The 24,343-nt window shown below is 64.5% G+C and carries 20 protein-coding genes; all 20 read left to right on the forward strand.

The genetic code is table 11. From position 1 onward, the window contains the following. Window positions 1-39: 39 nt before the first annotated feature. The 20 genes from ACS13N_RS10235 to ACS13N_RS10330 all read left to right on the forward strand — a co-directional run bounded on the left by ACS13N_RS10235 (window position 40) and on the right by ACS13N_RS10330 (window position 24,259). Window positions 40-1,884: an ABC transporter ATP-binding protein/permease gene (locus ACS13N_RS10235; protein WP_438931562.1), complete on the forward strand. Its 1,845-nt coding sequence runs from the start codon at window positions 40-42 to the stop codon at window positions 1,882-1,884. 24 nt (window positions 1,885-1,908) lie between these two features. Beyond that, window positions 1,909-2,325, forward strand: a complete 417-nt coding sequence (locus ACS13N_RS10240) for a gamma-butyrobetaine hydroxylase-like domain-containing protein (RefSeq protein WP_438931563.1) — start codon at window positions 1,909-1,911, stop codon at window positions 2,323-2,325. A 63-nt stretch (window positions 2,326-2,388) separates the two neighbouring features. Further along, window positions 2,389-3,120 carry a bifunctional demethylmenaquinone methyltransferase/2-methoxy-6-polyprenyl-1,4-benzoquinol methylase UbiE gene (ubiE, locus tag ACS13N_RS10245; RefSeq protein WP_039599093.1) on the forward strand — a complete coding sequence of 244 codons (732 nt, stop codon included), beginning with the start codon at window positions 2,389-2,391 and terminating at the stop codon, window positions 3,118-3,120. Between the two features lie 130 nt (window positions 3,121-3,250). Further along, the gene (locus tag ACS13N_RS10250; protein ID WP_438931564.1) at window positions 3,251-4,300 is read left to right on the forward strand and encodes a Tim44 domain-containing protein; all 1,050 of its coding nucleotides are present in this window, start codon (window positions 3,251-3,253) and stop codon (window positions 4,298-4,300) included. Window positions 4,301-4,425: 125 nt separating this feature from the next. Then, window positions 4,426-5,082, forward strand: coding sequence for a ubiquinone biosynthesis accessory factor UbiJ (locus tag ACS13N_RS10255; protein ID WP_438931565.1), 657 nt, complete (start codon window positions 4,426-4,428; stop codon window positions 5,080-5,082). Further along, window positions 5,079-6,656 carry a ubiquinone biosynthesis regulatory protein kinase UbiB gene (gene ubiB / locus ACS13N_RS10260; protein ID WP_438931566.1) on the forward strand — a complete coding sequence of 526 codons (1,578 nt, stop codon included), beginning with the start codon at window positions 5,079-5,081 and terminating at the stop codon, window positions 6,654-6,656. Before ACS13N_RS10255 ends, ubiB begins: the two co-directional genes overlap by 4 nt. Before the next feature lie 23 nt (window positions 6,657-6,679). Then, window positions 6,680-7,309 carry an SAM-dependent methyltransferase gene (locus tag ACS13N_RS10265; protein ID WP_438931567.1) on the forward strand — a complete coding sequence of 210 codons (630 nt, stop codon included), beginning with the start codon at window positions 6,680-6,682 and terminating at the stop codon, window positions 7,307-7,309. 224 nt (window positions 7,310-7,533) lie between these two features. Continuing rightward, complete coding sequence (locus ACS13N_RS10270) at window positions 7,534-8,973, forward strand: sodium:solute symporter family protein (protein ID WP_438931568.1); 1,440 nt, start codon at window positions 7,534-7,536, stop codon at window positions 8,971-8,973. A 257-nt stretch (window positions 8,974-9,230) separates the two neighbouring features. After that, window positions 9,231-9,575 carry an FmdB family zinc ribbon protein gene (locus tag ACS13N_RS10275; RefSeq protein ID WP_438931569.1) on the forward strand — a complete coding sequence of 115 codons (345 nt, stop codon included), beginning with the start codon at window positions 9,231-9,233 and terminating at the stop codon, window positions 9,573-9,575. 31 nt (window positions 9,576-9,606) lie between these two features. Further along, entirely contained in the window at window positions 9,607-10,344 is a 738-nt protein-coding gene (locus tag ACS13N_RS10280) for a DUF502 domain-containing protein (RefSeq protein WP_438931570.1), read from the forward strand. A 58-nt stretch (window positions 10,345-10,402) separates the two neighbouring features. Then, window positions 10,403-12,274: an aspartate--tRNA ligase gene (gene aspS / locus ACS13N_RS10285; protein WP_438931571.1), complete on the forward strand. Its 1,872-nt coding sequence runs from the start codon at window positions 10,403-10,405 to the stop codon at window positions 12,272-12,274. Between the two features lie 152 nt (window positions 12,275-12,426). Further along, window positions 12,427-13,302 (forward strand): hypothetical protein, encoded by an 876-nt coding sequence (locus tag ACS13N_RS10290; RefSeq protein WP_438931572.1) that lies wholly within the window; start codon window positions 12,427-12,429, stop codon window positions 13,300-13,302. A 122-nt stretch (window positions 13,303-13,424) separates the two neighbouring features. Continuing rightward, window positions 13,425-13,910: a dihydroneopterin triphosphate diphosphatase gene (gene nudB, locus ACS13N_RS10295; RefSeq protein WP_438931573.1), complete on the forward strand. Its 486-nt coding sequence runs from the start codon at window positions 13,425-13,427 to the stop codon at window positions 13,908-13,910. Window position 13,911: 1 nt separating this feature from the next. Then, window positions 13,912-14,658 carry an endonuclease/exonuclease/phosphatase family protein gene (locus ACS13N_RS10300; RefSeq protein WP_438931574.1) on the forward strand — a complete coding sequence of 249 codons (747 nt, stop codon included), beginning with the start codon at window positions 13,912-13,914 and terminating at the stop codon, window positions 14,656-14,658. Continuing rightward, window positions 14,655-15,923, forward strand: coding sequence for a cardiolipin synthase ClsB (clsB, locus tag ACS13N_RS10305; protein ID WP_438931575.1), 1,269 nt, complete (start codon window positions 14,655-14,657; stop codon window positions 15,921-15,923). Before ACS13N_RS10300 ends, clsB begins: the two co-directional genes overlap by 4 nt. 48 nt (window positions 15,924-15,971) lie before the next feature. Further along, entirely contained in the window at window positions 15,972-17,636 is a 1,665-nt protein-coding gene (locus ACS13N_RS10310) for an acyl CoA:acetate/3-ketoacid CoA transferase (RefSeq protein ID WP_438931576.1), read from the forward strand. 403 nt (window positions 17,637-18,039) lie between these two features. Continuing rightward, window positions 18,040-18,630, forward strand: a complete 591-nt coding sequence (locus ACS13N_RS10315; protein ID WP_438932825.1) for a TetR/AcrR family transcriptional regulator — start codon at window positions 18,040-18,042, stop codon at window positions 18,628-18,630. A 51-nt stretch (window positions 18,631-18,681) separates the two neighbouring features. Beyond that, the gene (locus ACS13N_RS10320) at window positions 18,682-20,469 is read left to right on the forward strand and encodes an acyl-CoA dehydrogenase C-terminal domain-containing protein (RefSeq protein WP_438931577.1); all 1,788 of its coding nucleotides are present in this window, start codon (window positions 18,682-18,684) and stop codon (window positions 20,467-20,469) included. A gap of 83 nt (window positions 20,470-20,552) precedes the next feature. After that, on the forward strand, window positions 20,553-23,030 hold the full coding sequence (locus tag ACS13N_RS10325) for a 3-hydroxyacyl-CoA dehydrogenase/enoyl-CoA hydratase family protein (RefSeq protein ID WP_438931578.1): 2,478 nt from the start codon (window positions 20,553-20,555) through the stop codon (window positions 23,028-23,030). Between the two features lie 29 nt (window positions 23,031-23,059). Further along, window positions 23,060-24,259, forward strand: coding sequence for an acetyl-CoA C-acyltransferase (locus ACS13N_RS10330; protein WP_438931579.1), 1,200 nt, complete (start codon window positions 23,060-23,062; stop codon window positions 24,257-24,259). The last annotated feature ends 84 nt before the right edge of the window (window positions 24,260-24,343 follow it).

Below are 24,343 nucleotides of genomic sequence, written 5' to 3' on the forward strand. Positions count from 1 at the left end.
GTCTTTCTGTCCGCTTTTTGTCGTGTCACCGCCATCGCCATGACGACACCGCGCACCGCCGCCACACCTGACTCCCGCAAGGATTCCGTTGCCGAGCTGACTGTCCATCACGGCCGGCTGAACCTGTCCGAGACGTGGCAGCTCATCAAGCCCTATTGGTTCTCTGAAGACCGCTACAAGGCGTGGGGGCTGCTGGCGCTGGTCATCGCGCTGAGCCTGTTCACGGTCTACATGACCGTGCTGTACACCGAGTGGTACAAGTTCTTCTACAACGCGCTCGAGCAGAAGAACCAGGCCGAGTTCTGGCATCAACTGGGGCGTTTTTCGTGGATTGCCGCATGCATCATCATCGCCTCGGTGCTGCGGCAGTACTACACGATGCTGCTGCGCATCCGCTGGCGGACGTGGATCACCGGCAGCTTCCTCGACGACTGGCTGGGCAAGCAGGCCTTCTACCGGCTCGAACAGACACACACGGCGGACAACCCCGACCAGCGGATCTCTGATGACCTGCGCAACTTCACGGATGCGACCGTCAACCTCGGGTTCGGCTTCTTCAATTCAGCGGTCACGCTGGTGTCGTTCTTCGGCATCCTGTGGGCGGTGTCGGGGCCGCTTGCGTTCACGCTGAGCGGGCACGACTTCGTCATCCCCGGCTACATGGTGTGGTTTGCGCTGCTGTATTCGGTGCTGGGCTCGGTCATCATCCACTTCGTCGGCCGACCGCTGATCGGGCTGTCGTTCCAGCAGGAGCGCTACGAAGCCTATTTCCGTTTCTTGCTCGTGCGCGTGCGTGAGAACAGCGAGAGCATCGCCCTGTACCGAGGCGAGCCCAGCGAAAAAGCCATCCTACGCGGCCGCTTCGAGCGCATCCGCGCCAACTGGAACCAGTTGATGGACTACACCCGGCGCCTGAACTTTGCCAGCTCCGGCTACGGGCAGTTCGCCATCATCTTCCCGTTCCTGGTCTCCGCCCCGCGCTACTTTGGCGGCACGCTCACGCTGGGCGGCATGATGCAGGTGGCCACTGCGTTCGGGCAGGTGCAGGGTGCGATGTCGTGGTTCGTCGACAACTACAGCACGCTGGTGAGCTGGAAGGCCTCCACCAACCGTCTGATCGAATTCCAGCGCGCTATGCGCGCCGCCGAGCGCGAGGAAGAGCATCGCGCCGGCATCCAGGACATCGAAGTCGAGACCACCGCCGTGCCTGCCATCGAGGCACGCGGTCTGGCGCTGAACCTGCCCAACCACAAGCCCGAAGACATGCTGGTCGAACCCTTCGACATGACGCTCGCGCGCGGTGAGCGTGTGCTCGTGAACGGTCCGTCAGGGTGCGGCAAGAGCACCCTGGTGCGCGCCGTGGCAGGCATCTGGCCGTACGGCAATGGTCAGATCAAGATTCCGGAAGATGCTCGCGTGCTATTCCTCCCGCAGCGCAGCTACTTGCCGTCCGGCACGCTGGCGGATGCGTTGTCGTACCCCAAGCTCGCCACCGAGTACACCGCCGAGCGTCTCTCGCAGGTGTTGATCGCATGCCGCTTGCCGGCACTGGTCGATCTGCTCGATGAGGTCAGCAACTGGAGCCTGCGCCTCTCACCCGGCGAGCAGCAGCGTCTGGCCTTCGCCCGCGCCTTGCTGCAGCGCCCGGACTACCTCTTCCTTGACGAGGCGACTAGTGCACTCGATGAAGACACCGAGGCGTTCATGTACAGCCTGATGCTCGAATCGATGTCCGATGTGACCATCGTCAGCGTGGCGCACCGCAGCACCGTGGCACGATTCCACCATCGCCGCCTGCGTTACATCCCCGAGGGCGATCCGTTGACTGCGGTAAGCTATCGGGTGGTGGAAGAGCCCGCGCACATGGCGCTGGCGGCTTCCTGAAACACAATCACAGAGACGTTTTTCATGGCAGGACTTTCCGCCGACACCCCGCACCCGACCGGCATCACCGTGCACACCCAATCGCGCATGCTGGAGATCGCCTTTGCCGATGGCAAACAGTTCCGCCTGCCGTTCGAATACCTGCGCGTGCTGTCGCCGTCGGCTGAAGTGCAGGGGCATGGGCCGGGGCAGGAAGTGCTGCAGACCGGCAAGCGCGAGGTGGGCATCACCGGCGTGGAGCCGGTGGGCAACTACGCGATCCGGCCGCTGTTCTCCGATGGTCACGATTCCGGCATCTTCGATTGGGCCTACCTGTACCGCCTCGGCGTTGAACACGACGCGCTGTGGCAGGCCTACCTCGACCGCTTGGCCGCCGCCGGCCTCGACCGTGACGCGCCAATGGCCGCCAATGCCGGCCACGCCTGCGGCCACAGCCACTGATTCCCGATTCACATCGCGGCGCATACGCGCCCGAATGCAACCCAATTCGCATTTCTTTTTGTCATGAGCCAAACCCACTTCGGATTCGAGAAGGTCGACGAGCGCGAGAAGGCCGGCAAGGTCGCCGGCGTGTTCCATTCCGTCGCCAGCAAGTACGACGTGATGAACGACCTGATGTCCGGTGGACTGCACCGCGTGTGGAAGATGTTCACCATCGCCCAGGCAGCTGTGCGTCCGGGCTACAAGGTGCTCGACATCGCGGGCGGCACGGGTGATCTGGCCAAGGCCTTCGCGCGCCAGGCCGGCCCCACCGGCGAGGTGTGGCTGACCGACATCAACGAGTCGATGCTGCGCGTCGGCCGCGACCGCCTGCTCGATGCCGGTGTGCTCACGCCCAATTGCTTGTGCGACGCCGAGCACATTCCCTTTCCAGATGCTTACTTCGACGTAGTGACAGTGGCATTCGGCTTGCGCAACATGACGCACAAGGATCGAGCGCTCGCCGAGATGCGCCGCGTCGTCAAACCGGGCGGCAAGGTGATGGTGCTGGAGTTCTCCAAGGTGTGGCAGCCGCTGGAGAAGGCCTACGACGTGTATTCGTTCAAGGTGCTGCCGTGGTTGGGCAGCAAGGTGGCCGGTGATCCTGAGAGCTACCGCTACCTGGCCGAGTCCATCCGCATGCACCCGGATCAGGAAACGCTCAAGCAGATGATGGAACAGGCCGGGTTGGACTCGGTCGAATACTTCAACCTGACGGCGGGTGTCGTGGCCCTGCACGTCGGTCGTCGCCTCTGATTGGCGGTGCGTCCGGTCCACCAGATGGGCGATGCAGCGCACTGCGACGATATGCCACGATCTTTCACATTGAATTTCGGCGTTGACGTCTTCATCTAATGGCGTCACTGCCATTGGAGAGAAGACAGCGATGAGTTTGCACTGGGGTGGAAAATTGATGGTCGGCGCGCTGGTCGCGACGATCGCACTGGGCGCGGCGGTCGACGCCAATGCCAAGCGCATGGGCGGCAGCCGCAGCGTCGGCAAGCAGTCGTCTACGGTGACGCAACGTCAACAAACGCCGCCGGCGACCACACCGTCGCCAACGCAACAGGCTGCACCGGCTGCACAACCGTCACCGGCAGCGCCGGCTCCGGGCGCACCGGCCGCAAAGCCTGGTCGCAACTGGGGCGGTATGCTGGGTGGCTTGGCCGCAGGCCTGGGCATCGGCTATCTGCTTTCAAAGTTTGGTCTGGGCGCGGGCTTGGCCTCGTTGCTGTCGAATCTGATTCTGATCGCCATCGTCGCTTTCGTTGTGATGTGGATCATCCGCAAGGTGCGCGGCAGCCGTCCGCAAGGTCCAGCCTACGCCACGGGTGGCCCGTCGCTGGGCGGTGAGCGCGAGCCGTACGTGCCGCAACCCGCTGCACCGGCGCCGCAGGCTTCCGCTCCGGCTGCTTCATCGTTCAACACCGGTAGCAGCAACACGTCGGGTTTGGGCGCTGGCGCACCGACGGCCGCGCAAGCGTGGAGCCTGGGTGGCCCGGCTGCGGCGTCTGCTGTCAACGCACAGCCAGCCGCAGCCGCACCGCAGCAACCGTGGGGCGTGCCCGCCGATTTCGACACGCAAGCCTTCCTGCGCAACGCCAAGGTCTACTTCATCCGCCTGCAGGCCGCATGGGATGCTGGCAACCTGAACGACATCCGCGAGTTCACCACGCCGGAGATGTTCGCCGAGATCAAGATGGACCTGGCCGACCGTGGCGCCACGCCCAACAAGACCGATGTGGTGTCGGTCGAGGCGGAGATGCTCGGCATCGAGACGCAAGCTGGCGAGTACCTGGCGAGCGTGCGCTTCTCGGGCATGATCCGCGAAGAAGCCAATGCACCGGCCCAGCCGTTTGCCGAGGTGTGGAACCTGTCCAAGCCGACGCAAGGCAGCGGTGGCTGGGTGCTGGCAGGCATTCAGCAACTGCAGTGATGCGGTAATACTTGAAGCGGCGCAAAACGGCCGTTTCAACATTCCCCGTAAAATAGGGCCCGACCGTCCGGTTCGGGCCCTTTTTGTTGCCCACCGGCTAGCCCGCTACTGCGCACCGTTGCCGCATGTCTTCGACAGCTACCTCGTCTTCATTTCCCCTCGTGCTGATGCAGCCGCTGCTGCTCGCGCTCAATCATCTGTTGCGCCAGGAGCCCTGGGCGCAGGAAACGCTGCGGCCGTTCGCGGGTCGCGCTGCGCGCTTTGATCTGGCGCCAGTGTCGGTCACGCTGCAGGTGGACGCAGCGGGTCTCGTGACGACGCCAGAGGCGGGCGCGGAGCCGGCCGTGACCGTAGTCGTGCCGCTTGCTGCGGCTGCCAGTGACTACGCCGCCGGTGGGCAAGCCGCCGTGCTCAAGCACGTGCGCATCGAGGGCGAGGCCGAATTTGCCAACGTGTTGTCGACGCTGCTGCGCAACCTGCGTTGGGATGCGGCGGAGGACCTCTCGCGTGTGTTCGGCGACGTGATCGCGCAGCGCATGGTGAGCGGCGCCCAGGCCGCGCGCACCGAAGCCACGCGCGTCAGCCGCTCGCTGGCCGAGGCGGTGGCGTCGTACCTGACCGATGAACAACCCACGCTGGTGCGCCACGCACGCCTCGCACAATTCGCAGCCGATGTGGCCGCGCTACGCGATGCGGAGGCGCGGCTCGCCAAACGTCTGGAGCGGCTTGAGAAGCTCCAGCGCCCGGCAACCTCTATGGCTCGCCCGGGTGAATTGGCATGACGCGCTTCTTCCGGCTGGGCAAGATTGTTTTCGTCATCCTGTACTACGGGCTGGATCAGCTCGCACTGTCGGGCTTCAAGAGCCGGCGCATTCGTGCGCTGGTCTGGCTGCTGACGCTGGGCCGCAAGCCCAAGCGCCCGCGTGGCGAGCGCCTGCGCATGGCACTCGAGCAGCTGGGCCCCATCTTCGTGAAGTTCGGGCAGGTGCTGTCGACGCGGCGCGATCTGCTGCCGCCTGACGTAGCGGACGAGCTCGCCAAGCTGCAGGACCGGGTGCCGCCATTCGACCCAAAGGTGGCGGCGGCCATTGTGGAGAAGTCACTGGGCAAGCCGCTGTCGGCGCTGTTCCATCGCTTTGATCATCATCCGGTGGCGAGCGCGTCGATTGCACAGGTGCATTTCGCCACACTGCGCGGCGGTCCGGACGACGGCCGCGAGGTGGCGGTGAAGGTGCTGCGACCGGGCATGCTGCCCGTGATCGACAGCGATCTGGCGCTGATGCGCGACCTGGCCACGTGGATGGAAAAGCTGTGGGCCGACGCCAAACGCCTGAAGCCACGTGAGGTGGTCGCCGAGTTTGACAAGTATCTGCACGACGAGCTCGACCTGATGCGCGAGGCGGCCAACGCCAGCCAGCTGCGCCGCAACTTCGCCAAATCCGATCTGCTGCTGGTGCCCGAGGTGTTCTGGGACTGGTGTACCTCCGACGTGTTCGTCATGGAACGCATGCACGGCATGCGCATCTCGCACACCGAAGAGCTGCGCGCGGCCGGCGTCGACATGGGCAAGCTGGCGCGAGACGGCGTGGAGATCTTCTTCACGCAGGTCTTCCGCGACGGCTTCTTCCACGCCGACATGCACCCCGGCAACATCCTCGTGAGCGTGGCGCCCGAGACGCTGGGCCGCTATATCGCGCTGGATTTCGGCATCGTCGGGGCACTGTCGGAGTTCGACAAGAACTACCTCGCGCAGAACTTCCTGGCGTTCTTCCAGCGCGATTACCACCGCGTGGCGGTGCTCCATATCGAGTCCGGCTGGGCGCCGGAAGAGACGCGCGTGGAAGAACTCGAAGGCGCCATCCGCGCGTGCTGCGAACCGTATTTCGACCGGCCGCTGGGCGAGATATCGCTGGGGCTGGTGCTGATGCGCCTGTTCCAGACCTCGCGCCGCTTCAACGTGGAAGTGCAGCCGCAATTGGTGCTGCTGCAGAAGACGCTGCTGAACGTGGAAGGCTTGGGCCGCCAGCTCGATCCGGACCTGGACTTGTGGAAGACTGCCAAGCCTTTCCTCGAACGCTGGATGCACGAGCAGATTGGCTGGCGTGGGTTTGTCGAGCGCCTGAAGGTCGAGGCGCCGCAATGGGCCAACAAGCTGCCGGACCTGCCGCGCCTGGTGCACCAGATCCTGGATCGCCACGCGAGCAACAACGGCAACGCCCAGACGGAAGCGCTGGCCGCACTGCTCGCCGAGCAACGGCGTACCAACCGGCTGCTCTCGGCTGCGCTGCTGTTCATCGGCGGGTTTGCAGTCGGCATCATCGCCACCCATGTGCTGGCATGGCTGGCCCGTCATTGACCTTCTGATTGCCTGTTGCTGCCATGGCCGAGCCGCCCGTCTTCCAATCCCGTGATGCCGCCGATCCTGCGTTCTGGGACGAGCGCTTCAGCCGCGATCACACGCCCTGGGATGCACACGGTGTGCCGGCTGCCTTCCAGCAATTCCTTGAAGCGCAGTCCGCGCCACTTTCTACACTGATCCCAGGTTGCGGTAATGCCTACGAGGCCGGTTGGCTGGCCGAGCGCGGCTGGCCTGTCACGGCCATCGACTTTGCGCCGAGTGCGGTGACCTCGGCCAAGGCCGTGCTGGGCCCGTATGCCGACGTCGTGGAGCTGGCGGATTTCTTCCGTTTTGCGCCGCATCGGCCGGTGGAGTGGATTTACGAGCGCGCTTTCCTGTGTGCCATGCCGCGCCGGCTGTGGCTGGACTACGCAGCGCAGGTCGCGAAGCTGCTGCCGCCGGGTGGCTTGCTGGCGGGCTTCTTCGCCGTGGTGGAGGGCAGGGAGGCATCGCCCAAGGGCCCCCCGTTCGAGACGACCCAGGCCGAACTGGGCGCACTGCTGTTGCCGGCTTTCGAGCGCGTCAGCGATACGCCCATCGCCGAGGCCGATTCGATTCCGGTATTTGCCGGCCGCGAGCGCTGGCAGGTCTGGCGCCGCCGGGCAGACTGATCCCGACCGACTGCAGCCAGTGTTGGTGCGAAGCAACATGGCAGCTGTCAACAAAAAGCCTGTGGACGCCCGTTGCGGCCCGTCGCACAAAAAAGTGGCAAACGGGGTGGTATTCGTGGTCGCACCGATGCCCCGTCGCACAGTCCCATCGCTATAATCCCGCCACTTCGCCCGGCGCCCGGCTTGGCCGCCAACGGGATTTCCTGCAATTCTTCCGCGCTGCCATGCTGATCTGGTTTGTCATTATTTACTGGGTGATTTCGGTCGGGGTCGGCCTCTGGGCTGCGCTGCGTGTGCGCGATGCGGCCGATTTCGCGGTGGCCGGCCGCAGCCTGCCGTTCTACGTCGTGACCGCCACGGTGTTTGCCACCTGGTTCGGCTCCGAGGCGGTGCTGGGCATTCCCGCAGAATTTCTCAAGGGCGGCCTGCATGGCGTGGTGGCCGATCCGTTCGGTTCGTCCCTGTGCCTGATCCTGGTGGGCTTGTTCTTCGCCAAGCCGCTGTACCGGATGAACCTGCTCACCATTGGTGACTTCTATCGCAACCGCTTTGGCCGCGTGGCCGAAACGCTGACCACTCTGTGCATCGTCGTGTCGTACCTGGGCTGGGTGGCGGCGCAGATCAAGGCGTTGGGCCTGGTGTTCTACACCGTGTCGGACGGCGCGGTCTCGCAAGACATGGGCATGATGATCGGCGCGGGCAGCGTGCTGGTCTACACGCTGTTCGGCGGCATGTGGTCGGTGGCGGTGACGGACTTCATCCAGATGATCATCATCGTGATCGGCATGCTGTACATCGGCTGGGAAGTGTCGGGCCAAGCTGGCGGCGTGGGCACGGTGGTGGCGCACGCGGCGGCTTCGGGCAAGTTCTCGTTCTGGCCGTCGTTCAACCCGATCGAGATCATCGGCTTTGTGACCGCCTGGATCACCATGATGCTCGGCTCGATTCCGCAGCAGGACGTGTTCCAGCGCGTGACATCATCGCGCACCGAGCGCATCGCCGGTACGGCTTCGATCCTGGGTGGCGTGCTGTACTTCATGTTCGCATTCGTGCCGATGTTCCTGGCGTACTCCGCCACGCTGATCGACCCCGAAATGGTCGCCAAGTACATCGATAGCGATTCGCAGATGATCCTGCCCAATCTGGTGCTGCAGCACGCGCCGGTCTTTGCGCAGGTGATGTTCTTCGGTGCGCTGCTGTCGGCCATCAAGAGCTGCGCCAGCGCGACGCTGTTGGCGCCGTCCGTGACCTTTGCTGAAAACGTGCTGCGCCCGCTGCTGCCGAACATGGACGACAAGCGTTTCCTGCGTGTGATGCAGGCGGTGGTGCTGGTGTTCACTGTGCTGGTGACGCTGTTCGCGCTGAACTCGCACCTGTCGATCTTCCACATGGTCGAGAGCGCCTACAAAGTGACGCTGGTGGCGGCCTTCGTGCCGCTGGCCTTCGGCCTGTTCTGGAAGCGCGCGACCAAGCAGGGCGGTCTGCTGGCCATCATCCTGGGCCTGGCAGCCTGGATCTGGTGCGAAGTGTTCTTGCCGGATGCGGCGCTTCCGCCACAATTGGTTGGCCTGCTGGCCAGCTTGGGCGCGATGATCCTGGGCTCGCTCGGGCCGCAGTGGATCGAGAATCGCGCGCCAACCACCAAGGCCGCCACCCAAGCCTGACCCAGCACTGCCGGGCGTGCTTGGTGTGCCACATTGTGGCGCGCCGCCATCGCCCGCACTGCAACCGCGGTCAGGAATCCCCCTGAAAGGGTTTATAATTCAAGGCTTTGCGCGCCCGTGCTTGTCAGATGGACTTGCAACCGGCGCAGTTGCCCCGATCTTTCGCGAGCCTGCGCGCTTTTCTACGCTGGAATTGCGGTGGGCGCGGGCATTTCAACCGTTTTCTCGAATTTCGTTTGTTCCAGGGTGAGGACACCATGCCGATCTATGCTTATCGATGCGACGCCTGCGGCCACGCCAAGGATGTGCTGCAGAAGATGAGCGACGCGCCGCTGACGGATTGCCCGGAGTGCGGCGCGCCGGCGTTCAAGAAGCAGCTCACCGCTGCCGGCTTCCAGCTCAAGGGCTCGGGCTGGTACGTGACCGATTTCCGCGGTGGCTCGGGCGGCACGTCTGCGGCCGGCACCACGGCCAAGACGGATGCTGCTGCACCTGCTGCTGCACCAGCAGTTTCGGCCCCTGCGTCCGACAGCGCGTCGTCCACCACCAGTGCTGCTCCGGCAGCTTCCGGTGGTTGCGGCACGTCGTGCGCGTGCCACTGATCGCTTCCTTGATTTCTCGGTCCGTCGCCCCATGAAACAGAAAACCAGCGCACTCAAGACGTGGTTCCTGACCGGTCTTCTGGTGCTTGTCCCGCTTGCGATCACGCTGTGGGTGCTGTCGCTCATCATCGGCACGATGGACCAGAGCCTGGCGCTGCTGCCGTCGGCCTGGCAGCCCGATCGCCTGCTCGGCGTGAAGATTCCTGGCCTGGGCGCGATCCTGACGCTGCTGTTCATCCTGATCGTGGGCGTGCTGGCGCACAACTTCATCGGCCAGAAGCTGGTGACGTGGTGGGAAGCTGTGCTGGGCCGCATTCCCGTGGTCGGCCCGATCTATTCGAGCGTGAAGCAAGTGTCGGACACGCTGCTGTCATCCAGCGGCAATGCATTCCGCAAGGCGCTGCTGGTGCAGTACCCGCGCGAGGGCTCGTGGACGATTGCGTTCCTGACTGGCCGCCCCGGCGGTGATGTCGAGAACCACCTGCAAGGCGAGTACGTGAGTGTGTACGTGCCGACCACGCCGAACCCGACGTCGGGCTTCTTCCTGATGATGCCCAAGGCCGACACCATCGAGCTGGACATGACGGTGGATGCGGCGCTCAAGTACATCGTGTCGATGGGGGTGGTGGCGCCCGAAACGCTGCCGCGCCGCATGGACCCGCCCGATGGCACGCCACATACGGAGGACCGGTCGCCGGCAAACTCGCCGCGCGACCCTTCGAATCCGAACGCGCTGCCCGATGCCGGCGGCGCCGTATCAGCCCCTTAGTAATGCATTCGGCCGGTAGCGTGAGTCAATCCCCGCCGGCCCCTCTCGATCAACTTTTATGCGCGACGCCTTATTGGCGGCGCGCTTCGCGGAAAACCACAACATGCAAATGCGTACTCAATACTGCGGTCAGGTCACCGAACAACTGCTCGGGCAGAGCGTCACGCTGTCGGGCTGGGCGCATCGCCGTCGTGACCACGGTGGCGTGATCTTCATCGACCTGCGCGACCGTGAAGGCCTGGTGCAGGTCGTGTGCGACCCGGACCGCCCGGAGATGTTCAAGGTGGCCGAAGGCGTGCGCAACGAGTTCTGCCTGCAGGTGAAGGGCCTCGTGCGCGCCCGTCCGGAAGGCACCACCAACGCCAACCTCGCCAGCGGCAAGGTTGAAGTGCTGTGCCAAGAGCTGACCGTGCTCAACGCCTCCGTCACGCCGCCGTTCCAGCTGGACGATGACAACCTGTCGGAAACCACCCGCCTGACGCACCGCGTGCTGGATCTGCGCCGCCCGCAGATGCAATACAACCTGCGCCTGCGCTACAAGGTGGCGATGGAAGTGCGCAAGTACCTGGACGACAAGGGCTTCATCGACATCGAAACGCCGATGCTGACCAAGAGCACGCCCGAAGGCGCCCGCGACTACCTGGTGCCGTCGCGTGTGAACGCCGGCCAGTTCTTCGCGCTGCCGCAATCGCCGCAGCTCTTCAAGCAGATGCTGATGGTGTCGGGCTTCGACCGCTACTACCAGATCACCAAGTGCTTCCGCGACGAAGATCTGCGCGCTGACCGCCAGCCCGAATTCACCCAGATCGACTGCGAAACGTCGTTCCTGACCGAGCAGGAAATCCGCGACCTGTTTGAAGAAATGATCCGCACGGTGTTCAAGAACACCATGTCGGTCGAGCTGGATGCCAAGTTCCCGGTGATGGAGTTCCGCGAGGCGATGGCCCGCTTTGGTTCGGACAAGCCGGACCTGCGCGTGAAGCTGGAATTCACCGAGCTGACCGACGCCATGAAGGACGTCGACTTCAAGGTGTTCTCGGCTGCGGCCAACGCTGAAGGTGGCCGCGTGGTCGCCCTGCGCGTGCCGGGCGGTGCAGCCCTGTCGCGTGGTGACATCGACGCCTACGGCAAGTTCGTCGAGATCTACGGCGCCAAGGGCCTGGCCTGGATCAAGGTCAACGAAGTGGCCAAGGGCCGCGACGGCCTGCAATCGCCGATCGTGAAGAACCTGCACGACGCGGCCATCGCCGAAATTCTGAAGCGCAGCGGCGCGCAAGACGGCGACATCCTGTTCTTCGGCGCGGACCGTGCCAAGGTCGTGAACGACGCAATGGGCGCGCTGCGCCTGAAGATCGGTCACTCCGACTTTGCTAAGGCCAACGGCCTGTTTGAAGACGTCTGGAAGCCGCTGTGGGTGGTGGACTTCCCGATGTTCGAATACGACGAGGAAGACGCCCGCTGGGTGGCCATGCACCACCCGTTCACGAGCCCGAAGGACGAGCACCTGGAATACCTGGAAACCGATCCGGGCAAGTGCATCGCCAAGGCCTACGACATGGTGCTCAACGGCTGGGAAATCGGCGGCGGCTCGGTGCGGATCTATCGCGAGGAAGTGCAGAGCAAGGTGTTCCGCGCCCTGAAGATCAACGACGAAGAAGCGCGTGCCAAGTTCGGCTTCCTGCTGGACGCACTGCAGTACGGTGCGCCCCCGCACGGCGGCATCGCCTTCGGTCTGGACCGCGTTGTCACGATGATGGCCGGTGCCGATTCGATCCGTGACGTGATCGCCTTCCCGAAGACGCAGCGTGCGCAAGATCTGCTCACGCAGGCGCCGAGCCCGGTCGACGAGAAACAATTGCGCGAATTGCACATTCGTCTGCGCGCTGCCGAGGCAAAGGTAGCGGCTCCGAACGCTGCAACGACGGCCTGATTCTCTCGTTGTTCGCGCTGCGACACACACCGCGCCGCCCGGACCAAGGGCGGCGCGGTTTGTTTTTGGGCGCTCGCTTCGTGCAGGAACGCCAATTGCTACTAGTGGTCCCTTGGAGTTGTCACGCTGGGTGACAGCGAAGGAGGACCACCTTGAACGACCCCATCGATTTCGTGCGCACCTGGGTGGTGGCGCACGCAGAATTCCTGCTGACCTGGCTGATCGCCGCGCTGATCATCATGACCTTGGCGTGGATCGAAATCCGCCGCGCTACCCGTCGTGCCGCCATCGCCATGACGGAGGCCGTGGCGACAACCGTAGCGGCTTGCGTGCCTGAGATCGCCGCTGCGGCGCAGAGTGCACATTCGCCCACTTCTGAGGCTGCAGCGCCTCCTACCCCGTCCTCTCGCCTGGAGAATGCCTTACGCGACTTGGGGCCTCTGGCTGCAGCGCGCATGCATTGGCTGCGCGGTATCGCCAATTTGCGCGTGCCCGATACGGCCTTGCCGCCAGCCGCACCCGAGGCGCCGATCCATCCGCTGCTGTACGACACGCCACGCTCGTTGGCCGAAAAGCACTTGGCCGCCGAACGCTGTTTTGCCGAGCACGCCCACGCGCTGCTGGCCGCACGCCGCGCCTTGCAAGCGCTGGAAGCTGCCGAGCGCGAAGGCCGCGAAGAACTGCAGCGCATCGAGCGCGAAACCTCCGCCATCGTGGTGCGCTTCGAGCAAGCGAACGCGCAATCCGAGCAGACCGAGGTGCAGCGGTTCCTGATCCAGAAGTTCAACGCGCTTGGCACGCGCGAGCGAGAGCTGACGGCGCAAGTCAGTGCGCTGCGCCAGCAACTGGGTGAACGAACCGAGGCGCTGTGGGCCAGATCGGACCTGGCCGCCGCGGACTACGCCGCGATGCTCGACCCACTGCTGGCGGTCGCGCGCCGCGAACTTGGCCACGAGACTGCCACCGATGAGACCGTGCTGTGGCTCGCCCGCACGCGCACGGGGCAGGGCCCATTGCGCGCGGCTTGATGGCTGCGGCATCGCCGCGTTGCACGGCGGTTGCGATCATCGCAATCAGCGGCATCCGGCTGCGGTAAGCTATCGAACTGCGGTGCGCTTGTGCCGCCCGCCGTTATCCGCTGCCAACCGTCATGTCGCACAAGATTCCCGTTTCCGTTCTCGTCGTCATCCACACGCCTGATCTTCATGTGCTGGTGATGGAGCGGGCGGATCACCCGGGCTTCTGGCAATCCGTCACCGGCAGTTGCGATGCCCTTGATGAGCCCCTGGCCGAAACCGCCCGCCGCGAGGTGCAGGAGGAAACCGGCATCGATACGGGCCGGCATCACCTGATCGATTGGGGCCACCAGATCGAATACGAGATCTACCCGCGCTGGCGCTACCGCTACGCACCGGGTGTCACACGCAACACCGAGCACTGGTTCGGCCTGCTGGTGAGCGGCAAAGTGCCGGTGCGATTGTCGCCACGCGAGCACCTCCAGGCCGAATGGCTGCCCTATGAAGAAGCCGCGGCGCGCTGCTTCTCACGCAGCAACGGCGAAGCCATCCTGCAGCTGCCCGAGCGCCTAGCGGCCTACACGGCCCGGCAGGCTGCCTTCACGAAGGACCGGGCCTGACATGCTGCGTCTGCGCGTCGCCACCTACAACATCCACAAGGGCGTGACGGGGATTGCGCGTCGTGTGCGCGTGCATGACGTGCGGCAGGGCTTGCACACCATGGACGCCGACATCGTCTTCCTGCAGGAAGTACAGGACCGCAACGATCGGCTGGTCGCCTCCGAACTGTTCGACCCGAGCTATACGCAACTGCGCTACCTGGCGACTGACGTGTATCCACACACGGTCTATGGGCGCAACGCCGTGTACGACCACGGGCATCACGGCAACGCCATCCTCTCGCGCTTTCCGATCCTGTTGTCGGAGAACCTGGACATTTCCGATCACCGCTTTGAACAGCGTGGCTTGCTGCATGCCGTGACCGATCTCGGCTTCGGTGAGGTGCATCTCTTGTGCGCACACTTCGGCCTGTTTGCGCGCAGCCGGCAGCGGCAGGCCGAGGCGCTGATCGACCGCGTGCGCGCCGTGGTGCCGAAAGACGCGCCACTCGTGGTGGCCGGTGATTTCAACGACTGGAACAACCGCCTCGACCGCATCATCTGTCAGTCGTTGGGCGCCACGGAAGTGGCCGACAAGGCGGCCGATGCGCGCCCCGTGCGTACCTTCCCAAGCCACATGCCGTGGCTGCGGCTGGATCGCATCTACGTGCGTGGGTTCGATATTGAACGCGCACATGCGCTGACGGGCCGCGAGTGGGCGCAGCGCTCCGACCACGTGCCCCTGCTGGCGGAACTGGCGCGCCCATGAGGGTCGTGCGCGATGCGGGTCCACTGCGTTCTGAGTGGCGGCGGGGCAAGCCCCTGCCGGGCAACGACGTCGACCTGCTGTGCGGCGGCGCAGAATTCTTCCCCGCGCTGATCGGCGCCATTGAGGGTGCGCGACATCGCGTCGCGCTCGAAACCTACATCTACACCAACGACGACGTTGCGCGCAGCGTGACCGAGGCACTGGCGCGCGCAGCACAGCGTGGTGTGGAGGTCCACCTGACGGTCGACGGTTTCGGCACCGGCGCATTGCCTGCCGACATCGCCACAATGCTCGACACCGCCGGCGTGGACTGGCGCGTGTATCGCCCCGTGCGCGGCTTTGCATTGCAGCGCCGCTACCTGCGCCGCCTGCACCGCAAGATCGCCATCATCGATGATGAGATCGCTTTTGTCGGCGGCATCAACATCATCGACGACCTGAATCACGCACCGCTGCACGACGCCACGCTGGGCGCACGCTACGACTTTGCGGTATGCGTGCGCGGGCCGCTGGTTGCGCAGATCGTGCTCACGGTCGATCGACTCTGGTGGCAGATGGGGGTGCGCTCCGGCGTGCGCGAGGTGGGTGTGACGGGCGTGGCGGCCGAGTTTCCGGTGATGACCGATACGCCCCGTCCGCGCCATCGAGGAGAGTCTGGTGCCGAAAGTACGCGCGCGCCGGGCAGCGTGCTCGCCTCGCTGGTGCTGCGCGATAACGTGCGCAACCGTCGCGCGATCGAGCGCGAATATCTACGGGCGCTCGGTACGGCGCGGCGCGAGGTGATCATCGCCAATGCGTATTTCCTGCCGGGCGTGCGCTTCATGCGTGCGCTGGCGGCATGCCGGCGGCGCGGTGTGCGCGTGCGTATGCTGCTGCAGGGGCGTGTTGAGTATCCGTTGCAGCATTTCGCAACGCGCTCGCTGTATCACATGCTGCTGCGCGACGGGGTGGAAATCCATGAATACACGGCCAGCTTCCTGCACGCCAAGGTGGCGGTCGTGGACGAGCGTTGGGCCACGGTTGGCTCCAGCAACATCGATCCGTTCAGCTTGCTGCTGGCGCGCGAGGCAAACGTTGTTGCATGGGATGCAGAGGTCGCCAGCGAGTTGCGCACCGTACTGGAAGACGCCATCACACATCACGCGCGCCCGGTGCTCGCAGATACCCACGCCGCGCGCCGTTGGTGGTGGCGCTTGGCAGACTGGTGCGCATACCGGGTCGTGCGTCTGGGCGTGGTTATCAGCGGGCAGGCGGCACAGTATTAGCGGCAAGGTCATGAAGCGCGCAGAAAACAAAACAAAGACGGAGGAGACATGCAGGTCATCACAGCAGACGAAGCCGCTCGGTTGGTGCAGCCCGGATGGACGGTGGCGTGTGCCGGGTTTGTCGGCGCAGGTCACGCGGAGGCCGTCACGCACGCGTTGGAGCGCCGTTTTCTGGCGACTGGCGAGCCACGCGATCTCACGCTGGTCTACTCGGCGGGGCAGGGTGATCGCGCCACGCGCGGCGTCAACCACTTCGGCAATCCCGGCATGACACGCTGCGTGGTAGGCGGGCATTGGCGCTCGGCAACGCGACTGGCTGATCTGGCGCTCGCCGAACAGTGCGATGCATTCAACCTGCCGCAAGGGGTACTCACGCATCTGTATCGCGCCATCGCGGGCGGCAAGCCGGGCGTGCTCACCAAGATTGGCCTGCACACCTTCGTCGACCCGCGCACCGAGTTGGATGCGCGCTACCACGGCGGCGCCATCAACGCGCGCGCCAAGGCGGCGCGTGCGGCGGGCACGGCCTCGTGGGTCGAGTACGAGCGCTTTCGCGGCGAAGACTACCTGTTCTACCCAAGCTTCTCGCTGCACTGCGTCTTCCTGCGCGGCACGGCGGCTGACCCGCGCGGCAACATCAGCACGCACGAAGAAGCCTTCCACCACGAGCTGCTGGCCATGGCGCAAGCCGCACGCAACTCGGGCGGCATCGTCATCGCGCAGGTGCGTCGGCTGGTGGATCGGCATGACAACCTGCAGGCGATCCACGTGCCGGGCATCCTCGTCGACTACGTGGTCGTTGCCGACGACGAGGCCGAGCACCAGATGACCTTTGGTGAGGCGTTCAACCCGACCTACATTCGCCCATGGCAAGGCGAGGCGATCCAGTTGAAGACCGATGCCATCGAGGCCGGCGAAGCATTGGAGACCAGCCTGCACGGCGCGCTCGACGCTCGCACGCTGGTGCAACGTCGCGCGGTGCTGGAACTAATGGCGCAGCAACCGCGCGTCGTGAACCTGGGCGTGGGCATGCCCGCTGCCGTGGGCGCCTTGGCCGAGCAGGAAGGCGCGCGCGGCTTCACGCTCACCGTGGAAGCTGGCCCCATCGGGGGCACGCCGGCAGATGGCCTCAGCTTTGGCGCGTCTGCCTATCCCGAGGCGGTGGTCGACCAGCCCGCGCAGTTCGACTTCTATGAAGGCGGTGGCATTGATCTCGCCATTCTCGGCCTGGCGGAACTGGACGGCGCCGGCAACGTCAACGTGAGCCTGTTCGGCGAGGGCGGCGACACCATCGTCGCGGGCGTGGGCGGTTTCATCAACATCACGCAGAGCGCACGCTCGGTCGTGTTCATGGGCACGCTCACGGCTGGTGGCCTTCAGGTCGAAGCCGACGGCGGCAAACTGCGCATCGTGCGCGAAGGGCGCCTCAAGAAGATCGTGCCGGCGGTCTCGCACCTCACCTTCAATGGCGACTACGCGGCGCGCTCGGGCATTCCCGTGCGCTATGTGACCGAACGCGCCGTCTTCGAGATGCGCGACGACGGCCAAGGCGGCCGACGTCTCACGCTCACCGAAATCGCCCCCGGCATCGACCTGCAGCGCGATGTGCTCGACCAATGTGCCGCAGAGGTTGCCGTGGCACCGGATCTGCGCGAAATGGACGCCCGCATCTTCCATCGCGGCCCCATGTGCGCGGGCACCGCACCGGCCTGATTTCGCCCGTTTTATTTACTGACGGGTAACACTAGAAAATCGGTCGAACATGCTGCGCCGCACTGGTTTTCTGGGTGCGGCGCACACCCCGTAGAGCATTCCATTAAAAGGGTTTGCAGGAATCACGCTGCACCGCAGAAGGCGCCATTGTGGCGTCTTCATTTAGACGCGACTTTCTAATAAAACACTTGCCGCTCACCGGGGCCCTGTAAATAATTGAACGACCGTTCGATTTTGGGCTAGAGTGTTCGCGCAGGCTGGTTTACAGTCCTGCCCGGCACGCGAAAGGCGCCCTGCAACAAGCCAATTTTCTCGCGTGTCACGCCCCAGAAAAGAACGGAGAGAAATCATCATGCGTCACCCGACCGCTCGTCTCGAATCGAATCACGCAGCAGCCACGCCGATGCGCAAGGGCGAGCTGACGCGTGCGGCGATTCTCGATGCCGCGCTGGACCTGGCCTCGCGCGACGGACTGGAAGGGTTGACGATCGGTGTGCTCGCGGAGCGCATGCAGATGAGCAAGAGCGGGGTGTTCGCGCACTTCGGCTCGCGTGAGGATCTGCAGGTGGAAGTGGTTCGCGAGTATCACAAACGGTTCGAGCAGGAAGTCTTCTACCCGAGCTTGACGGAACCGCGCGGTCTGCCGCGCCTGTGGAGCATGGTGCGGCGCTGGATGGAGCGCCGCATTCAGGAAGTGACCACGGGCTGCATCTACATCAGCGGCGCGGTGGAGTACGACGATCGTGCCGAAAGCCCGGTGCGCGACGAACTCGTCAAGAGCGTGACGATCTGGCGGGCAGCATTGGCCCGCGCGATCGCACAGGCAAAGGAAGAGGGCCACCTGCGTGCAGAAGCGGACCCGCAGCTGATGCTGTTCGAGATGTACAGCCTGGAACTGGGCCTGCATCACGATGCGCGTTTCCTGCGGTTGCCGAACAGCGCCGAGCTGGCCATGGTGGCGCTCAATAAACTCATTCAGTCTTACCGAACCTGACGCGGCATCGCACACCTAGCGGTCGCGCAGTACACACCAAGGAGTTGCAAGATGGGTCAATACACCGCACCGCTGCGTGATATGCAGTTTGTTCTGCACGAGCTTCTCGGCGTGGAGGATCACCTGAAGCAGATGCCGCAGCACGCGGAGATCGATGCCGACACCATCAACCAGGTGATCGAGGAAGCCGGCAAGTTCTGCTCCGAAGTCATCTTCCCGCTCAATCAGAGCGGCGATCGCGAAGGCTGTACGTACCACGGCGACGGCGTGGTGACCGCACCCAAGGGCTTCAAGGAAGCGTATCAACAGTATGTCGAAGGTGGCTGGCCCGCACTGGGCTGCGATCCGGAATATGGTGGCCAGGGCCTGCCCATCCTGATCAACAACGCCGTGTACGAGATGCTGAACTCGGCCAACCAGGCGTGGACGATGTACCCCGGCCTGTCGCACGGCGCATACGAAGCCCTGCACGCGCACGGCACGGATGAACTGAAGCAGCGCTACCTGCCCAAGCTGGTTTCGGGCGTGTGGACCGGCACGATGTGTCTGACCGAGCCGCACTGCGGCACCGACCTCGGCATCCTGCGCACCAAGGCCGAGCCGCTGGCCGATGGCTCGTACGCCATCACCGGCACGAAGATCTTCATCTCGGCCGGCGAGCACGACCTGTCGGAAAACATCATCCACCTGGTGCTGGCCCGTCTGCCGGACGCACCGGGCGGCACCAAGGGCATCTCGCTGTTCGTGGTGCCGAAGTTCATTCCCGATGCCAGCGGCAACCCGGGCGAGCGCAACACCGTGAAGTGCGGCTCCATCGAGCACAAGATGGGCATCCACGGCAACGCCACCTGCGTGATCAATCTGGATGGCGCCCGTGGCTGGATGGTCGGCGAGCCGAACAAGGGCCTGAACGCCATGTTCGTGATGATGAACGCCGCCCGCCTGGGCGTCGGCATGCAGAGCCTGGGCCTGACCGAAGTCGCGTACCAGAACTCGGCCGCCTACGCCAAGGAACGTCTGCAGATGCGCAGCCTGTCGGGCCCGAAGGCACCGGAGAAACCGGCCGACCCGATCATCGTCCACCCGGACGTGCGCCGCATGCTGCTGACCCAGCGTGCCTTTGCCGAAGGCGGCCGCGCATTCTCGTACTGGATCGCCCTGCAGATCGACCGCGAGCTGTCGCACTCCGACGAATCCGCGCGCAAGGACGCTGCTGATCTGGTTGCACTGCTGACCCCGATCGCCAAGGCCTTCCTGAGCGACAACGCATTCATCTCCACCAACGAAGGCATGCAAGTCTTCGGCGGCCATGGCTACATCGCCGAGTGGGGCATGGAGCAATACGTGCGCGACGCCCGCATCAACATGATCTACGAAGGCACGAACACCGTGCAGTCGCTGGACCTGCTGGGTCGCAAGATCCTGGGCGACATGGGCGCCAAGATGAAGAAGTTCGGCAAGCTGGTGCAGGACTTTGTTGAAGCCGAAGGCACCAACGAAGCCATGCAGGAGTTCGTCAACCCGCTGGCTGACATCGGTGACAAGGTCCAGAAGCTGACCATGGAAATCGGCATGAAGGCCATGGCCAACCCGGACGAAGTGGGCGCGGCCGCTGTGCCGTACCTGCGTGTGGTCGGCCACCTGGTGTTCTCGTACTTCTGGGCCCGCATGGCCAAGATCGCGCTGGAGAAGGAAGCCAGCGGCGACACGTTCTACAAGGTCAAGCTGGCAACGGCACGCTTCTACTTCGCCAAGCTGCTGCCCGAAACCGCTTCGCAGATCCGTCTGGCACGTGCAGGCGGCGCGACGCTGATGGCACTCGACGCCGAGCTGTTCTAAGCAAACAGCCGCACTCCCCCTCGGGGCGACGCACACAGACCGTCGCCCCGCTCGTCTCTTTCCTCTTTTCAGTTGAGGATGTCATGACCCGTACCGAACTCCCCGTCGCCCAGCCGCAAGCTGGCGCGCGTTCCAACTTCCTCGTCCGACGCGTCGCCGTGCTGGGCGCTGGCGTGATGGGCGCGCAGATTGCCGCGCACCTGATCAACGCCAAGGTTCCCGTCACGCTGTTCGATCTTCCGGCCAAGGAAGGCCCGAAGAGCGGCATCGCGCTCAAGGCCATCGAGAACCTGAAGAAGCTGTCGCCGGCGCCGCTGGGCATCAAGGACGACGCCAACCTGATCCAGGCCGCCAACTACGAAGACGACATCGAAAAGCTGCGCGATTGCGACCTCGTGATCGAAGCGATTGCCGAGCGCATGGACTGGAAGCACGACCTGTACAAGAAGGTCGCGCCGCACATCGCGCCGCACGCGATCTTCGCGTCGAACACGTCGGGTCTGTCGATCACCGAACTGTCGGATGGTTTTGACGCCGAGCTGAAGTCGCGCTTCTGCGGCGTGCATTTCTTCAACCCACCGCGTTACATGCACCTGGTCGAGCTGATCCCGACCGCGCACACGCGTGGCGACATCCTCGACAAGCTGGAAACGTTCCTCACCTCCGCGCTCGGCAAGGGCGTGGTGCGTGCGAAGGACACGCCCAACTTCATCGCCAACCGCGTCGGCATCTTCTCGATCCTGGCGGTGTTTGCGGAATCGACCAAGTACGGCATTCCGTTTGACGTGGTGGATGACCTGACGGGCTCGAAGCTCGGCCGCGCCAAGTCAGCCACGTTCCGCACGGCAGACGTGGTGGGCCTGGACACCATGGCGCACGTCATCAAGACGATGCAGGACAACCTGAAGGACGATCCGTTCGCCCCGGTCTACGCCACGCCGCCCGTGCTGGCCAAGCTGGTGGAAGCGGGTGCCCTGGGTCAGAAGACCGGCGCCGGCTTCTACAAGAAGGAAGGCAAGGACATCAAGGTGCTGGACCCGCAAAGCGGCCAGTACGGCCCGAGCGGCAAGAAGGCGGATGAGCTGGTCGTTCGTATCCTGAAGAAGGAGCCGGCCGAGCGCCTGAAACTGCTGCGCGAATCGACCAACCCGCAGGCGCAGTTCCTGTGGGCGGTGTTCCGCGACGTGTTCCACTACATCGCCGTGTACCTGGAGCAGATTGCTGACTCCGCAGCAGAAGTCGATCTAGCCATCCGCTGGGGCTTCGGCTGGAACAGCGGCCCGTTCGAAGATTGGCAAGAAGCCGGCTGGAAGCAAGTGGCCGAGTGGGTGAAGGAAGACATCGAAGCCGGCAAGGCGCTGTCGAACGCAGCCCTGCCGCAGTGGGTGTTCTCCGGCCCGGTGGCGGACAACGGCGGTGTGCATTCGGCGCAGGGTTCGTGGTCGGCCAACCAAAACGCATTCCTGTCGCGCAGCACGCTGCCGGTGTATGGCCGTCAGGTGTTCCGCGCACCGATCAAGGGTGCGACCACGGTCAACCCGCTCACGTACGGCAAGACCATCGAAGAGACCGATGCCGTGCGCATCTGGGTGGACGATGCCGCTGGCCAGGACGATGTTCTGATCGTTTCGTTCAAGAGCAAGATGAACACGATCGGACCGAGCGTGATCGATGGCCTGACGCGTGCGGTTGATCTGGCCGAAGCCGGCTACAAGGGGCTGGTGGTGTGGCAGCCGACGTCGCTCAAGCTGGGCGCGCCGGGTGGTCCGTTCTCCGCGGGTGCGAATCTGGAAGAGGCGATGCCGGCCTTCATGATGGGCGGCGCCAAGGGCATCGAGCCGTTCGTCAAGAAGTTCCAGGACGGCATGATGCGCGTGAAGTACGCCGGTGTGCCGGTTGTGTCGGCTGCGTCGGGTATTGCGCTGGGTGGCGGCTGCGAGCTGATGCTGCACTCGGCCAAGCGTGTGGCTGCGCTGGAAACCTACATGGGCCTGGTGGAAGTGGGCGTGGGCCTGGTGCCGGCGGGCGGTGGTTTGAAGGAAGCCGCATTGGCTGCAGCGCGCGCTGCGCAGGCGGCGGGCAGCACCAACATCCTGCAATTCCTGACCAACCGCTTCCAGGCTGCGGCCATGGCCAAGGTGTCGTCTTCCGCGCTGGATGCGCAGAAGATCGGCTACCTGCAACCGACCGACACCATCGTCTTCAACGTGCACGAACTGCTGCACGTGGCGCGCAACGAAGTGCGTGCGCTGTCCGACTCGGGCTACCGCGCACCGCTGCGTCCGGTGGCCATTCCGGTGGCGGGCCGTTCGGGCATCGCGACCATCAAGGCGTCGCTGGTGAACATGCGTGACGGCGGCTTCATCTCGCAGCACGACTTCACGATCGCCTCGCGCATCGCTGAAGCTGTATGTGGCGGCGACGTGGAAGCCGGCGCGCTGGTGGACGAAGAATGGCTGCTGGCGCTGGAGCGCAAGGCCTTCGTCGATCTGCTCGGCAGCGCCAAGACCCAGGAACGCATCATGGGCATGCTGCAGACCGGCAAGCCGGTGCGTAACTAATCGCAGCGACAGAGAACAGGAGTTTCATCATGACCAAGCAACTGCAAGACGCCTACATCGTCGCCGCGACGCGTTCCCCGATCGGCAAGGCGCCCAAGGGCACGCTCAAGAACCTGCGCCCGGACGATCTGCTGGCGACCATCCTCAAGAGCGCTGTCGCCCAGGTGCCGAACCTGGACCCGGCGCTGATCGAAGACGCCATCGTCGGCTGCGCGATTCCCGAAGCGCAGCAAGGCCTGAACGTGGCGCGTATCGGCGCGCTGCTGGCCGGCCTGCCGAACACGGTGGGCGGCGTGACCGTCAACCGTTTCTGCGCCTCGGGCCTGACCGCCGTCGCCATGGCGGCTGACCGCATCCGCGTGGGTGAATCCGACGTGATGATCGCTGCCGGTGTCGAATCGATGAGCATGGTGCCGATGATGGGCAACTCGCCGTCGATGTCGCCGGACATCTTCACGCGTGACGAGAACATTGGCATCGCCTACGGCATGGGCCTGACCGCCGAGAAGGTCGCCCAGCAATGGAAGATCTCGCGTGAAGCGCAGGATGCCTTCTCGCTGTTGTCGCACCAGAAGGCACTGGCCGCGCAGCAAGCCGGCGAGTTCAAGGACGAGATCACCCCGATCGAGATCATCGAGAAGTTCCCGAACCTGGGCACGGGTGCGATCGACCTGAAGACGCGCACGCTGTCGCTGGACGAAGGTCCGCGCGCCGATACGTCGCTCGAAGGGCTGGGCAAGCTGCGCGCTGTGTTCGCCAACAAGGGCAGCGTGACGGCCGGTAACAGCTCGCAGACGTCGGACGGCTCGGGTGCGCTGATCCTGGTGTCGGAAAAGATCCTCAAGCAGTTCAACCTGGTGCCGCTGGCGCGCTTCGTGTCGTTTGCGGTGCGCGGTGTGCCGCCGGAGATCATGGGCATCGGCCCGAAGGAAGCGATTCCTGCGGCGCTGAAGGCGGGCGGCCTGACGCAAGATCAACTCGACTGGATCGAGCTGAACGAAGCGTTCGCTGCGCAGTCGCTGGCCGTGATTCAGGACCTGGGTCTGGACACCAGCAAGATCAACCCGCTGGGCGGCGCGATCGCGCTGGGTCACCCGCTGGGCGCTACGGGTGCCGTCCGCTCGGCCACCGTCGTGCACGGCCTGCGCCGTCGCAACCTGAAGTACGGCATGGTGACGATGTGCGTCGGCACCGGCATGGGCGCTGCGGGCATTTTCGAACGCATGTGACCCCACGTGAGGGGGAGGGCTCAGGTCGCTTTTTAGGGCCTTCCCCCGCTTGATATCGCCCGTCTCACCACGCATAGTTGCGCA

The organism is Ralstonia sp. 24A2, assembly GCF_051783885.1.
Taxonomy (GTDB): domain Bacteria; phylum Pseudomonadota; class Gammaproteobacteria; order Burkholderiales; family Burkholderiaceae; genus Ralstonia.